The sequence below is a fragment of the Streptomyces sp. A5-4 genome, assembly GCF_051131715.1.
GTDB lineage: Bacteria > Actinomycetota > Actinomycetes > Streptomycetales > Streptomycetaceae > Streptomyces.
This window is the reverse complement of the sequence record NZ_CP178591.1, coordinates 5,176,429-5,189,949: the sequence shown is the minus strand read 5'-3', so window position 1 is coordinate 5,189,949 and position 13,521 is coordinate 5,176,429. Positions and strand designations below refer to the sequence as shown.

11 protein-coding genes and 1 pseudogene are annotated in these 13,521 nt (G+C 67.6%); 6 read left to right on the top strand and 6 right to left on the bottom strand.

Translation table 11 applies throughout. From position 1 onward, the window contains the following. The first annotated feature begins 76 nt into the window (after positions 1-76). The 3 genes from ACLLJJ_RS24270 to ACLLJJ_RS24260 are packed head-to-tail and all read left to right on the top strand — an operon-like array spanning position 77 to position 3,383. Entirely contained in the window at positions 77-1,405 is a 1,329-nt protein-coding gene (locus ACLLJJ_RS24270; RefSeq protein WP_434595283.1) for a PspC domain-containing protein, read from the top strand. After that, complete coding sequence (locus tag ACLLJJ_RS24265; RefSeq protein WP_434595281.1) at positions 1,392-1,796, top strand: hypothetical protein; 405 nt, start codon at positions 1,392-1,394, stop codon at positions 1,794-1,796. The genes ACLLJJ_RS24270 and ACLLJJ_RS24265 overlap by 14 nt, the downstream gene beginning before the upstream one ends. 39 nt (positions 1,797-1,835) lie before the next feature. Then, positions 1,836-3,383, top strand: coding sequence for a recombinase family protein (locus ACLLJJ_RS24260; protein WP_434595277.1), 1,548 nt, complete (start codon positions 1,836-1,838; stop codon positions 3,381-3,383). 249 nt (positions 3,384-3,632) lie between these two features. Here ACLLJJ_RS24260 and ACLLJJ_RS24255 read toward each other — a convergent pair whose 3' ends face one another. Then, the gene (locus ACLLJJ_RS24255; RefSeq protein ID WP_185297178.1) at positions 3,633-4,793 is read right to left on the bottom strand and encodes an IS4 family transposase; all 1,161 of its coding nucleotides are present in this window, start codon (positions 4,791-4,793) and stop codon (positions 3,633-3,635) included. Between the two features lie 644 nt (positions 4,794-5,437). On the opposite strand from ACLLJJ_RS24255, the gene ACLLJJ_RS24250 reads away from it, so the two are divergent. Both ACLLJJ_RS24250 and ACLLJJ_RS24245 read left to right on the top strand, forming a co-directional pair. Next, positions 5,438-6,031, top strand: a complete 594-nt coding sequence (locus ACLLJJ_RS24250) for a recombinase family protein (protein ID WP_434595274.1) — start codon at positions 5,438-5,440, stop codon at positions 6,029-6,031. Between the two features lie 596 nt (positions 6,032-6,627). After that, positions 6,628-7,413 carry a helix-turn-helix domain-containing protein gene (locus tag ACLLJJ_RS24245; RefSeq protein WP_434595271.1) on the top strand — a complete coding sequence of 262 codons (786 nt, stop codon included), beginning with the start codon at positions 6,628-6,630 and terminating at the stop codon, positions 7,411-7,413. A gap of 24 nt (positions 7,414-7,437) precedes the next feature. On the opposite strand, the gene ACLLJJ_RS24240 is transcribed toward ACLLJJ_RS24245, so the two are convergent. The 5 genes and pseudogenes from ACLLJJ_RS24240 to guaA form a co-directional block, all read right to left on the bottom strand. Continuing rightward, positions 7,438-7,959: a DoxX family protein gene (locus ACLLJJ_RS24240; RefSeq protein ID WP_434595269.1), complete on the bottom strand. Its 522-nt coding sequence runs from the start codon at positions 7,957-7,959 to the stop codon at positions 7,438-7,440. Positions 7,960-8,129: 170 nt separating this feature from the next. After that, a complete protein-coding gene (locus ACLLJJ_RS24235) occupies positions 8,130-9,350 on the bottom strand; it encodes a hypothetical protein (protein WP_434595266.1) in 1,221 nt (406 codons plus the stop codon). A gap of 209 nt (positions 9,351-9,559) precedes the next feature. Then, entirely contained in the window at positions 9,560-10,348 is a 789-nt protein-coding gene (locus ACLLJJ_RS24230; protein WP_434595263.1) for a class II aldolase/adducin family protein, read from the bottom strand. A gap of 42 nt (positions 10,349-10,390) precedes the next feature. Continuing rightward, a pseudogene (locus ACLLJJ_RS24225) lies at positions 10,391-10,986 on the bottom strand (Uma2 family endonuclease). Between the two features lie 121 nt (positions 10,987-11,107). Beyond that, positions 11,108-12,691 (bottom strand): glutamine-hydrolyzing GMP synthase, encoded by a 1,584-nt coding sequence (gene guaA / locus ACLLJJ_RS24220; protein ID WP_434595260.1) that lies wholly within the window; start codon positions 12,689-12,691, stop codon positions 11,108-11,110. A 392-nt stretch (positions 12,692-13,083) separates the two neighbouring features. Here guaA and ACLLJJ_RS24215 point away from each other — a divergent pair, with 392 nt between their 5' ends. Next, entirely contained in the window at positions 13,084-13,383 is a 300-nt protein-coding gene (locus ACLLJJ_RS24215) for a chorismate mutase (protein ID WP_434595256.1), read from the top strand. Positions 13,384-13,521 lie beyond the last annotated feature (138 nt).

Below are 13,521 nucleotides of genomic sequence, written 5' to 3'. Positions count from 1 at the left end.
CCTCAGGGGCGAAATCAGGGATCGTCCAGGGTCGTCATGTGCCCCACCGTGCCGTTCGGCCCGTCACCATGGACGTATGACAGAGCCGCACGACGCCGCGCCTCCCCGGCCGCCGGTGTCCTCCCCCGACGAGCCGCCGCGGCCCCTGCTGCGCCGCAGCAAGCGGCAGAAGGTGCTCGGCGGTGTGTGCGGCGGGCTCGGCAGGCACTTCGACCTCGACCCGGTGATCTTCCGGATCGTGCTCGGTGTGCTGACCGTCACCGGCGGCATCGGCCTGATCTTCTACGGCTTCGCCTGGCTCTTCATCCCCCTCGACGACGAGGAGGAGAGCGAGGCCCGCAGGCTCCTGACGGGCCGGGTCGACGGGACCACGCTCATCGCCGTGCTCTGCGCCCTGATCGGCTGCGGGCTGTTCCTGTCCATGCTGAACAACGGCACGGTCCTCGGTTTCGCCATGCTGCTCTCGGTCGCCCTGGCCGGCGCCACCTACTGGTCACAGCGCCGCCGCCTCGTCGACCCGCTGAGCGGTCCGCTCGACCCGGTGGCCGCGCAGGCCGTCGCGGTCGCGCCGCCCGAGACACAGGCGCCGCCCGTGCACGGGGCGCCGTCCTGGTGGCGCGATCCCATCGTCAAGGACGGCACGACGGGCCTGGCCGGCTCCGGTTACATGTGGGGCCCGGAGGCCGCGATCGTCGACGACGCGCTGGCCAGGGCGCGGGCCAAGGTATCGGGCGGTTCGCCGCAGCCGCGCCGCCGCGACCCAGCGACACGCGGGCCGCGCGGCATCGGCGGCCGGGTGTTCCTGCTGGCCGTGCTCGCGGGCGGGCTCGGCACCGCCCTGTCGTGGGACGGCCGGCCGCTCGGTACGAGCCTGCAGATCGGCCTGGCGTGCGCGCTCGCCGTCTTCGGCCTGGGCATCGCGGTCAGCTCCCTGCTCGGGCGCACGGGCGCCGGCTCGATCGTGCTCGCCGTGATCACGGCGGGCCTGCTCGCCACGTCCGCGATGCTGCCGAAGCAGATCTCCACGGAATGGATGCGGACCGACTGGAAGCCCGCGTCGGTCGCCGCCGTGCAGCCGCGGTACGAGCTCGGCTCGGGTGTCGGCACCCTCGATCTGGGTGGGCTGCGGGTCCCCGCGGACGCGAAGGTGAGCACGGGGGCCGGGGTGGGCGCCGGGCGCCTGCTCGTCGTCGTACCGAAGGATGTGACCGTGAAGGTGAGTATCGACGTGGGGCTCGGCGACGTCCGGCTGCCGGGCGACGGGACGCAGGACGTGTCCATCGAGCCGGGTCAGCGGATCCGGGAGACGCTGAAACCGCCCAAGGGGGCCGAGCCCGCCGGGACGGTGAAGCTGAACCTGGAGATCGGCGCCGGACAGGTGGAGGTGGCCCGTGCCGCGAAGTGAACCGTACGAAGGACCTGCCGGTGAGCCGTGCAAGGGGCGCGGGGGTGAGCCGCACGACCGGCGCGTCGACGAGTCGTACGGCCGGCCCCCGTCCGAGTCCGGAGCCACGGCCGCGCCCGTGTGCCACCGGACGTTCCGGCACGGCTTCCGGCCGGGCAGGCTGATCGCCGGCCTGGTCCTGGCGGGGACGGCCGGTGCCTACGCGGGAGACGCGGCCGGGACCTGGCACACCCCGGCCTACCTGGCGCTCCCGGCGGTGTTCGGCGGCCTGCTGCTCGCCGGGACGGCGAGCTGGCTGAGCTACCGGGGGCGGCGGCGCGCGGCCAGGGCCGCGTCGAGGGAGAACACGGCTGCGCCCGCGAGCACCAGCGGCAGCCAGGCCATGAGGTAGGCCAGGTCACTGGCGTACTGCTGTTATAGGGTTCTTGCCATGGAGACAGTGCGGGTACTGATCGCCCTGCGGATCAGCAACGAGACCGACGCGTCCACGTCGCTGGAACGCCAGCTGCAGGACTGCACTGCCTACGTCAACGAGAGGCAACACCTCGGGTGGCAGGTGGTGGGCGTGGCCAAGGACGCCCATATCTCTGCCACCAAGTCTCATCCATTGGAGAGGCCGCAACTCGGGGAATGGCTGAACAACCGAGCACCTGAATTCGATCTACTGCTCTTCTGGAAAATGGACAGGTTCGTCCGCAAAGTCGTCGACATGCAGGACATGATCAAATGGGCGACCGCTCACGGCGGTAAGTCCTTGGTTTCAGCCAAGGAACCTGTGCTCGATATGGTCGGCCCTTTCCGGCACGTCATCATCGATCTTTTTGCAGCTATAGCTGAGACTGAAGCACAGAACATCTCGATGCGAGTCAAGTCGTTCCAGAGCTACGCCAAGTCCAAGAATGTCTGGGCCAAGGGAAATCCTCCCTACGGTTACGAATCCTTCCGTGACACCGATGGAGCAATGAGGCTCCGAGTACGCGAGAGCCAGAAGGACGTCATTCGGGAGATCTATAAGCGCGTAGTCGAGGACGGAGAGCCCTACTCGGCCATCTGTGACGACTTCAACGCCAGAGGGATTCTGTCCCCTGGAGCCGAGAGGATGTCGAACCGCCGGAAGAACAACGGCGAGCCTCTGCCGGTATGGCGGAGTCGCACTATCACCAACATTATGACGTCTGAAACCATCCTCGGCTGGAAGTGCGAGGAAGTAAAGGCCCTCGGGAAGAAGTACGGAACATCCCAGCCGATTCTCACCGCCGAGGGAAAGATTCGGATGGCTGATGCGATTCTCACAGATGACGAATGGATCAAGCTGCAAGACGAAAGGAACGGGCGCCCCGGTGCCGCCCGCCGCTCCACAAAGAACACTACTGCTTATCGAGGAGTCCTCCTGTGCGGTGAGTGCGGCAGGAACCTATATCTCTTCAATCCGGAGCGGCAACAGGGCAAGCCTGTGTACCGCTGCAACAAGTCAGCCAACCGGGAGTCCTGCGGCAAGGGGTACGCCTTCCGAGCTGAGAAAGTAAAGGAGCTTGTAGAGACAATCATCCTGGGAAGTGTCGGAGACTTTCCCATGCATGAGCGTCACTACGTCAAGGGCTCAAACAACACTCAGAGGCTCCATGAGATTGAGCAGCATGTGACGGAACTTCAGAGGACCACCCGCCCCGGAGGAAAGAACTCATCCGGCTTTGCTAAGAAGTCCACCGAGGAAGAGATTGCAGCCCTGTACGAGGAATATGATTCCCTGTCAGCCGAGGGCGATAAGCCCGACCGCTACGAGTACCGGGATACCGGGGAAACTTTCCGTCACATGTGGGACAGGAACTCAGGCAATGAAGACGAGAGGACACGTCACCTACTGAAGGCAGGAATCAGCATCCGACTGCATCCCCTCATCAAGGGGGTTTCGAACACCCTCAATTTTGGCGCGGACGTAGATCTAGGCAATCGGTCTGAGCCATTCACTGTCCACTGACAGAAGGTCCCGGCTCTAGCGGCCGGGGCTCCTCAACCCCCAATGGCCATGAGTTAGATCGGGTCGGGTGTCAGTGTGTGGAGCACGATGGTGCGGGTGACGCGGCGGGTTCCGGGGTCGGTTGAGCTGCGGGTTTGGTAGCTGAGATGGGGGCGTTTCGTGGTGCGGGGCGTGGTGCGGGTGGGGCGGTCTCGGATGTGCATGCCGGGGAGGTCGGCTATGAGGAAGTGCAGGGCCTTCGCGAGCTGGTCAGGGGGAAAAAGCCGTCCTGAGGGAGCTTTTGACGGCGTCCAGGACGGGCGGAAAGCTGATGCGGGCGGGGTCGATGCCCGCGATCACGGCGGCCCTGGCGATCAGGGTGCGCAGGGCCTGGTAGACGCAGAGTAGCGCCCACAGTTCTTGTCGTACTCCCTCGGGTTTGCCCGAGCGCAGGATGCCGCCACTTTGCCGCAGGTCGACCTTGAGCAGTTTGAAGAGCACTTCCACCGACCAGCGTTCGGCGTAGTTGCGGGCCAGCTCCAAAGCGGGCGCGTGCTCAGGGTCCAGCAGGGTGGTGATGAGGCAGAAGACCTCGCTGATTCCGCCGTCGTCGGCGACGGAGTACTCGATGACTCGTACCGTGACCCGCTGCGACTTCCGCTCGCCGCGCAGTTCGGACAGGTACGTGCCGTCGGCCAGCCGTTTCTTGACGGGCAGGGTGAAGGAAGCCGAGACGCGCCACAGCAGTTGTGCGCCCGTCGCGGCGGCAGCCCGGTACAGGCCGAACGAGGGGAAGCCGCGGTCGGCCAGCAGCAGCATGCCGGGCGCCAACCGGTCCAACAGGCGGGTGAACAGGGTGCGTTCACCGACCGCGATGGAGTCGAAGGCCGCCCCGGTCAGGGCCAGCGTGCCGCACTCGGCCAGCGCCACCAGGCGGACCTGCGGCCGGCTTCCACCGGCCGGAACCGCGAACGCCGCCTCGTTCCGCTTCCCCGAGGGCACATCGAAGACCGTGCCGTCCACCGCCATCAACCGCAGCCCCCGCCAGAACGCCTCCGGGGTGCGCTCATCGGCCACCGGGGCTGCGACCTCGTCGAACAGGTTCCGCAACGGCGCCTCACCCAACCGGTAACGGGCCAGCGAGATCGCCCCGTCACTGGGCACCCGGTATTCGCCCCAGCCGCCCCGCGACCACCGCAGCCCCTCCAGCAGGCCCCGCAGGGTGCGCACGTACCCCTTGCCCGGCTCCAACCACAACGCCAGCGACAAATACATCATCAACTTCGCCGGCAACGACCGCGTTCGCTCCTCACGCGCCCCCGCCTCATCGATCGCCGCCCGCACGGCCTCCTCCGGGAACACCGCCGCCAGCAACCCGATCGACACGTCATCCGTCAGCCGCCCCGCGGCCACACCCTCAATCCGCTCCACCCCAAGATCATCGCACCCCGGGCAGCTAACTCAGGACCATTGCCTCAACCCCTGGGTGCCCCTAAGAGAGACAGTAGGTTACTTACTCTCTAAGCACTTAGTAGTTACTAGTAGAGTAGTTATATAACCAACCGCATAAAGTAAGTACCTGTCCTTTGAGTTGAAGCGGGACGCTGGGTACCCGAAGTGAGGCGCGGATCACAACAGCCAAGGCAGACAAATGCGTTCGGTGTATCCAGAGAGGGAGCAGTAAGCACCCAGAGGTTCAGGAAGGGCCCTGCATGGCCCCCTGAGCCCCTTGCGGGCGTCCTGGGCATCGGATTCCATCCTGCACCCCAAAGGCCCTCAGGGGGATTCCGTGGCCCCTGAACCCGTACCGGGCGGAAGGAAGGTGCCCCGGCGGCCCTTGAGGAGCAAAGCGCCACGCATTACCCCCGGTCGTATCACTCCAGGGGTGGCCAGCCGTGAGGCAAGGGCGGGGGCGTGAGGGCGCACAGGGCCACCGTGAGGAAGCATCTCGGAAACGATGGTTAATGAGACGCCAGAAGGACAAGCCCGTAAGGGGTCTGGAGGGTGTTCAAAACCCGTCTCACAACCTCCTGGAACCCTTGATGTTTTGAGATGAGTTATGAGACGCTTGAGGCATGACGACGACCACGAGCGGCAAGGCCACGGGCCACCTCATCGGGTATAGGCGAGTGAGCGGCAAGGCTCAGGATGTGCAGCTTCAGACAGACGCCATGGCAGAGGCAGGCTGCACCAAGGTCTTTGAAGACAAGCTGTCCGGAAAGAACGCGGAGCGCCCCGGCCTCCATGCCGCCCTGGAGTACATGCGAGAGGGAGACACCCTCTGTGTCTGGAAGCTTGACCGGTTGGGCAGGTCCACAAAGGACGTACTGACCATTGCCGAGGAACTGCACAGCCGTGGAATCGCTCTGCGGGTTCTCACCGGGACTCTGGCCGGTAGCTACTCCCCCAAGGGGGAAGGCAAGTTCTTCTTCACCATGATGGTTGCCTTTGCCGAGCTGGAACGAGACATGATCGTTGAGCGGACCAGGGCAGGACTGGACGCCGCCAAGGCTCAGGGGCGTACCGGAGGAAGGCCCACTGTCATCACTGACGATCTGCTGACCGTGGCCAAGGCAAGGAAGGCCAAGGGAGAGTCCATGAGCGCCATTGCGAAGGCCATGGGAGTCTCCAGGGCAACCCTGTATCGGCACATCGATGAGAGCGCCTGAAACGGGCGGGCAGCGGCGCACAGCAACGCGCTTCAGTTGCCAACTGAGCTACGGCGTCCAGCGCAACGCGAACACTGGCATGGGGGCCACTTCGCAGTGACCAACAGAGCGAGGTCGTCACTCCCACGCACGTCCTGAGTGGGACCCCAACTCTGCCCAGAGTCCCGTGAGATCCGCATGGTCATCAGAGAGCGGTCCATGAAGAGCTGCGCGTCTCCTTGCCCGCTCATGATCCGTGTTCCTCCGCGTGATGCTGTCGCAGCTCAACATTCGCGTCCGTCACACCGCTGTAGTTGCCGAGAGATCGCGAGTTCTCTCGCCTGAGGCTGATGCTCAGGCATTGCTTGCAGCTGGGAGCGGCTCTCGGTTCGGGAGGAAGCTCGGTCAGCCCGTAGTTCTGCGGCTCCTGTGTCTTCGGCTGCATGACACTCATGGTCCGGAACCCGCTGTGACCATTGCGACGGCATAGGGGGCGTCAGACTGACGTCACTCGGGGCGTCAAACCGGTGTCATTCCCAAGGCACTTGAGGCTAACTTGGATCTAGCGAGGCAGCTTCGACCGCGCGTCTCGTCCCGATCTCACAGGGGAAAGGTCCATGACGACGACCGTTGAGCACGTCCCTAACAATGCCCTGCGGGCCGTTCGTATCGGCCTGCGCATGTCTCAAGATGACTTCGCCAAGGCACTCCGCACGGCGGGTGCCGAGCTTGGGGAGCCCAACGATGCCAGCAAGCGGCTCGTGCAGCGGTGGGAATCCGGCGTGAGCCGTACGCCGCGCCCGATCTATGCGCGGGTCCTGGAGCGCGTCACGGGGCGCCCTGTTGAGGCCCTGGGCTTCGCCCTTCCCGTACCCATGACACGGGTGCGGGAGGACGGTTCTGGAGGCCACGACATGGAGCCTGCGGCAGAGGACGGCACTCAGACTCCCGGAGCGCCAAGGGCAGTTGTTCAAACTGCCCCCGCCGAGAACTACTCAGGGGTGTGGGTCAGCCGTTACGAGTTCTACTCCTCCAGTCGTGAGCAGATCTTCGAGGCCAAGCATTACGTCGTGGTGGTGCAGCACGGGAACAGGCTCACTGCTCAGAGCCTGCCGAGGGCCAGCAGCAACCCGGACAGCCCGCTGTCCATGGAAATGACCATCGACCGGAACGTGATCACCGGAACCTGGACAGAGCAGACAGCCACTGACGGCTACTACCAAGGGGCCCGGTACCACGGAGCCGTTCAGATGCTCGTGGAGCCGACGGGGCGACGCATGGCCGGCAAGTGGGTCGGATTCGGCAAGGACTTCGACGTGAATACCGGTCCCTGGGAGCTGAAGCTCCTGGACACCAGCACATCGAAGGCCGCCCTGGAGCGGCACTCACGCACTCCGGAATGAGGCGAGGAGCGGCCTCCTTGTGACTCAACGCCGCCTGGCCCGTAGCAACGAGTCCAGGGACAGATACGGCGCCCCGGCCAGCACCAGAGGCACCCAGCAAAACATGTACGGGAGGTCGTTCCCGTAGTAGTACGGGTCGCTCTGCCAGCTCACGGTCAGCCACAGGCTCAGCGAGATCAGCGCACCGCCGAACGCGGCGAGGCGCGCCAGCAGGCCGATCAGGGTGCCGACGCCGACGGCGATCTCGCCGATGGCGATGGCGTACGCGAAGCCCTCGGGGTTGTTCAGCGCCATGTCGACGAGGGCGGGAACGGCGGAGCTGTCGCGCACGCCGCTCATCAGTTCGCCGATCGACCCGGAACCGCTCGCCGCCATGAACCGGCTGTCCGTGAGCTTGTCGATGCCCGCGTAGATGAAGGTGACGCCGAGGAACAACCGCAGCGGCAGCAGCGACAAGCGGCTCGCCGACTCCTTCCAGCCGCCACGCGCGCGTGGACCCGCACTCAAGCCGCCCATGGTGTCTCCGGACCGATACCCGTGAGCCATGATCTGGTCCCGCCTCTCGAAAGCGCGCGCCGCGCGCAGGCACGATTCTGCTCGCGCCTTCGAAGATGGATACGTACGCGGGTCCAGTCAGGCTCAAACAGACCGGCAGGTCAATCGGTCCGCGATCCCGACCGTCACCACCACCCCGGGGCCCGGGGCCTCGCGGCCGGTCAGTCCGTGACGTCGATGGTCACCGTCGCGGTCTCCGCGCCCGCCGCCGTGACGACCTGCACCTCGACGCGGCCGGGCTCGACCTCCACCGGGACCGGCACGGTCAGCACCGTGTCCGTCGGGTTGGCGAAGCCGCCGGGGACCGGGATCAGCGGCACATGGACGTGCACCGTGCCGATCCGCACCACCATCCGCGCCAGCCGGTCCGGCGTCCCCGCGCCCGGCGGCACGAAGCCGGCGCCCCGGATCTCGATGTCGTCACCGGTACGGATCGGGGCGTCCAGATCGCCCGCCTCCCTGACCCGTACGACGGACAGCACGACGGGCCTGCCGCCCTCGGCGAACTTCCCCGCGAGGTACGTCGCCGCCGAGACCGCCACCAGGATGGCGAGGCCCCACGGCAGGTCGGGCAGTTGCTCGGGGTGCCGGGCGAGACGTACCGCCGCGAAGGCCACCGCGACCCCGCTCACCGCGATGTACTGGACGTCGGTGAAGGAGCCGCTGCCCGCGTCGTCGGTGAGCAGGTCGGCGGCCCTGGGCCGGTCGGCGCGGGCCTTCTGGAGGCGCTGGCTCAGCACGCGTACGGACACCACGCGCCCCACCAGGACGGCGATCGCGCAGGTCAGCGCGAGGACGGTCAGCACGCCGGCGCCACGCGCCAGTTCCAGCCCGGCGATCAGGGCGTCCCGGTCGGCGTGCTCGGACGCGCCGGCCAGCTCGATCGCGAGCACCAGGACGGCGAAGACGACGAGCAGCACCCAGGAGGCGGCGACGGCACGCGAGGTGGACAGCCGGTTGTCCTCGCCGATGAGGGGCGCGAGGATCCCGCCGCGCGCCCGGTGCACGCGCGCCGCGCCGGTCAGCAGGGCGGCGGTGATGAGCGCGGCTGCGAGCCCGGCGCTGCGGGCGACCGTCCATCCGGCGCCGATGGCGGTGAACGACTGGACGAGGGCGAGGGCGATCACACCGCCCCACACCACGGACAGGGTCGCGCGCCACACCAGCCGGAGCCAGGACTCGCCCGCCTCACGGCCGCGCTCGGCAACCGCGCGGGCCGACTGGGTCAGCTCGTCGGACACCCACTGGCGCGAGGCGCCGGTGGAGTGCACGACGGCCGCGGGCAGCCCCTGGCCCGCGGCCAGTTCGTCCCGCTTGGCGAGGAATTCCGCCACCGCGCGCCGATGCCCCTCGCGCGCGCCGTGCGGGCAGTCACCGCACATACAGCCACCGCCGTGTGTGCCCGCTCTCGCCTCTTGCACCGCCACAGAAATTGCCGCCCTTCGACCCCGCCCGGATCGCACCGCTGAACACCGTGCGACTCCTGGGAATTGTGCCGTACCCGGGGCGGTGAACACCCATCGGGGCGGGCCGCCGAGGGAGCCGGCCCCGGCATCGAATCGGCGTTCCATTTGACGACCAAGTCGGCTCTCTACGTGAGGAGTTCGGGCTCGGCCCGGCTGATCTGCCGCCACAGCGGCTGATGGTTGATCCACCCGACCAGATCGCTCCCCAGCTGGTCCCGGGTGGCGAGGGCGTCCTTGTGGTCGATCAGCACCGGCCTGCCCGCCGCACGCGCCGCGAGCTGCACCTGGCAGGCGCGTTCCATGGAGATGAACCACCAGGCCGCCGCGTCCACCGAGTCCCCCACGGTCAGCAGCCCGTGATTGCGCAGGATGACGGCCTTGTGCGGGCCGAGCGCGCCCGCGATCCAGCCCCCCTCCTCCTCGTCCACGGCGACCCCGGTGTACGCGTCGTACAGCGCGTGCGACTCGTAGAACGCGCAGGCCTCCTGGGTGATCGGGGCGAGCAGCTCACCGAGCGCGGACAGGGCCCGGCCGTGAATGGAGTGGGTGTGCGCGACGGCGACGACATCGGGCCGGGCCCTGTGCACCTGCGCGTGGACCATGAACGCGGCCTGATTGACGTGGTGGCGGCCCTCGACGACCTGCCCGTCGCCATTGACGAGGATCAGATCGCTGACGGTCATGTCCGCGAAGGCCAGCCCGAAGGGGTTCACCCAGAAACAGTCGGCGTGCTCCGGGTCGCGGGCGGTGATGTGCCCCGAGACGCCCTCCTCGTACCCGTACCGCGCGAACAGTCTCAGCGCCCCGGCCAGGCGTTCCTTGCGGTACGCGCGTTCCTCGGCGGGGGTCGCGTGGGTGGGCGGCAGCGCGAACTGGAGCCGCTCGACGGGTATGGGCGCGGGGATCTCGTTCATGGGGCGGAAGCTACCGCGCGGTAGGTCGACTGAGAAGAGCGTTTACATACTGTCGATGGCTGTCAGGTCGATGTCGACGCTGAACGGCACGGAGAGCTTGAGCCGGTCGCGGTAGGTGCCGGTACGGACGTAGGTCCGCGTCTCTTCGGAAAGCTCGAAGACCTCGACCACGGGGTGGTCGTCCGGGCCCGCCATCTCGACCAGCCAGAAGTGGGCGATGCCGGCGTTGGCGTACTTGTGCGGCTTGGTGTCACGGTCCCGCGACTCCGAATCGGGAGAAACGACCTCGACGGCCAGCAGTACGTCCGCCACGTCGTAGTAGGTCTGCCGCATGCTGACATCCGCTTCGGCCCGCACGACGGACACATCGGGCTCCGGACCGTTGCGCCTGTCGATCACCACGGTCATTTTCCGCCGGATCTTCAGCTCGGGCGGCACCGTGCTCCTCATCCCGATCGCCAGCAGGTCGATCACCAGGCCGTGAAAATCCGCTGCGGACTCACGAAAACCAGGCTCCCGTCGATCAGCTCAGTGTGCGGCGGGAGATCGGGCAGCGTCAGCAGGTCGTCCACGGTGTAACCGTGCGGTGGCGGCACCGGCCAGGAGTGCGCAACCGCAGCAGTCATGGTTCCTCCCATGGTCGGGATTCTGGTCCGTTAGGGAGAGCGTACCCAGGCTGTACGACAACGCCGCCACCCAAACGAATGAGCGACGGCGTCGGCGTTGACCGGCTAGGGCCGGACAGCCCCTAGGCGGGGGTTACTCCCACTCGATGGTGCCCGGGGGCTTGCTCGTCACGTCGAGCACCACCCGGTTCACGTCCGCGACCTCGTTGGTGATGCGGGTCGAGATCTTCCCCAGCACGTCGTACGGCATCCGCGTCCAGTCCGCCGTCATGGCGTCCTCGGAGGAGACCGGGCGCAGCACGATCGGGTGGCCGTAGGTGCGGCCGTCGCCCTGGACGCCGACCGAGCGGACGTCCGCGAGCAGGACGACCGGGCACTGCCAGATCTCGCGGTCGAGGCCGGCCGCCGTCAGCTCCTCGCGGGCGATCGCGTCGGCCTCCCGCAGCAGGTCGAGGCGCTCGCGCGTGACGTCGCCGACGATGCGGATGCCCAGGCCGGGGCCGGGGAAGGGCTGGCGCTGGACGATCTCGTCCGGCAGGCCCAGCTCCTGGCCGACCATCCGGACCTCGTCCTTGAACAGCTGGCGCAGCGGCTCGATGAGCTCGAACTCCAGGTCCTCGGGGAGGCCGCCCACGTTGTGATGGGACTTGATGTTCGCGGTGCCGGAGCCGCCACCGGACTCGACCACGTCCGGGTAGAGCGTGCCCTGCACGAGGAAAGCGACGTCCTCGCCCTCGGCGCCGGCCTCGGCGACGATCTCCGCCTGGGCCTGCTCGAAGACGCGGATGAACTCCCGGCCGATGATCTTCCGCTTCTGCTCGGGGTCGCTGACCCCGGCGAGGGCACTGAGGAAGCGCTCCTCGGCGTCGACGACCTTGAGCTGGACGCCGGTGGCGGCGACGAAGTCCTTCTCGACCTGCTCGGTCTCGCCCTTGCGCATCAGCCCGTGGTCGACGTACACGCAGGTCAGCTGGTCGCCGATGGCCTTCTGCACGAGCGCGGCGGCGACCGCGGAGTCCACGCCGCCGGAGAGACCGCAGATGGCGCGCTTGGCGCCGACCTGCTCACGGATCAGGGCGACCTGCTCCTCCACGACGTTGGTCGTGGTCCAGGTCGGGGTGATGCCGGCGCCGCGGTACAGGAAGTGCTCAAGGACCTGCTGGCCGTATGTGGAGTGCATCACCTCGGGGTGGTACTGCACGCCGTAGAGCTTCTTCTCGTCGTTCTCGAAGGCCGCGACCGGCACGACGTCCGTGGACGCGGTGACGGTGAAGCCCTCCGGCGCGGCCGAGCACGCGTCGCCGTGCGACATCCACACCGACTGCTCGTCGGGGGTGCCCTCGAAGAGGGTGGAGCCGGACTTGGACACGGCCAGGGAGGTACGCCCGTACTCGCGCGCCCCGTTGTCGTCGACGGTGCCGCCGAGCGTCGTGGCCATCAGCTGGAAGCCGTAGCACATGCCGAAGAGGGGGACACCGGCCTCGAAGAGCGCGCGGTCCACGGTGGGGGCGCCCTCGGCGTACACGGAGGACGGGCCGCCGGAGAGGACGATCGCCTTGGGGTTCTTGGCCAGCATCTCGGCCACGGGCATGGTGCTCGGGACGATCTCGCTGTAGACCCGGGCCTCACGGACGCGGCGGGCGATGAGCTGGGCGTACTGCGCGCCGAAGTCGACTACGAGTACGACGTCGGGGGCGGCGGGGGGCGCTGCTGGCACGGGGCGGCCTTCCGGCGGGTAGGGGGTGTCCGGTCGATCAGCCCGGCCTGATCGACCGGGCGCCCCCTAAAGGGTGGCGGGACTGTCGATTCTAACGGCGACCGGCCGTGCCTCTCGTCTCACCATCCGAACCGTCCCGGCCCGTCACTGGCCGCCGGGCGACCCGCGCGGCATACTGGCCGACATGTCCAAGCAGCTGAGCTTCCTCTTTACCTATGGCACCGGCCCGTCCGGCTGCCATGGTCGTGCTGCTTGAACCACTGACAAGCAACTTCCCAGGCGCCCCGGGCCGACAAGGTCCGGGGCGTTCTGTGTTTCCCGGTCCTGATCGCAGCCCCGGGGGCCCTACCAGCGCCTTCGGGCCGGCCCTTCAAGGTTCAGGAGACACCGACATGAGCACCGCCACCGCCCCCACCTCCGCGGAGAAGACCGGCGCGCGCACCGACGAGGCCGCCTCTCTCATCGGGGACGCCCGCGAGCGCATCGACTCGCTCGACGACAGGATCATCGGCCTGATCCAGGAACGGATGGCCGTCTCGTCCGTCATCCAGCAGGCCCGGATCTCCTCGGGCGGACGCCGGGTGAACCTCTCCCGCGAGATGGAGGTCCTCGCCCACTTCAGGGACGCGCTGGGCAAGCCGGGCACGGCCCTCGCCATGACGATGCTTGAGCTGTGCCGGGGCCGGATCTGAGTTCGGGCCCGTCCTCACCCGTACGGCGCGTGACCGGTCCCCACGGGTCTTCGTTGGTACCGGTGTCCGCCCCAGCCAGGGGTGTGCACGCAGGGAAAGAACCACGCGTGGCTCCGCCGGGGCGTGCGGCGCACTGCA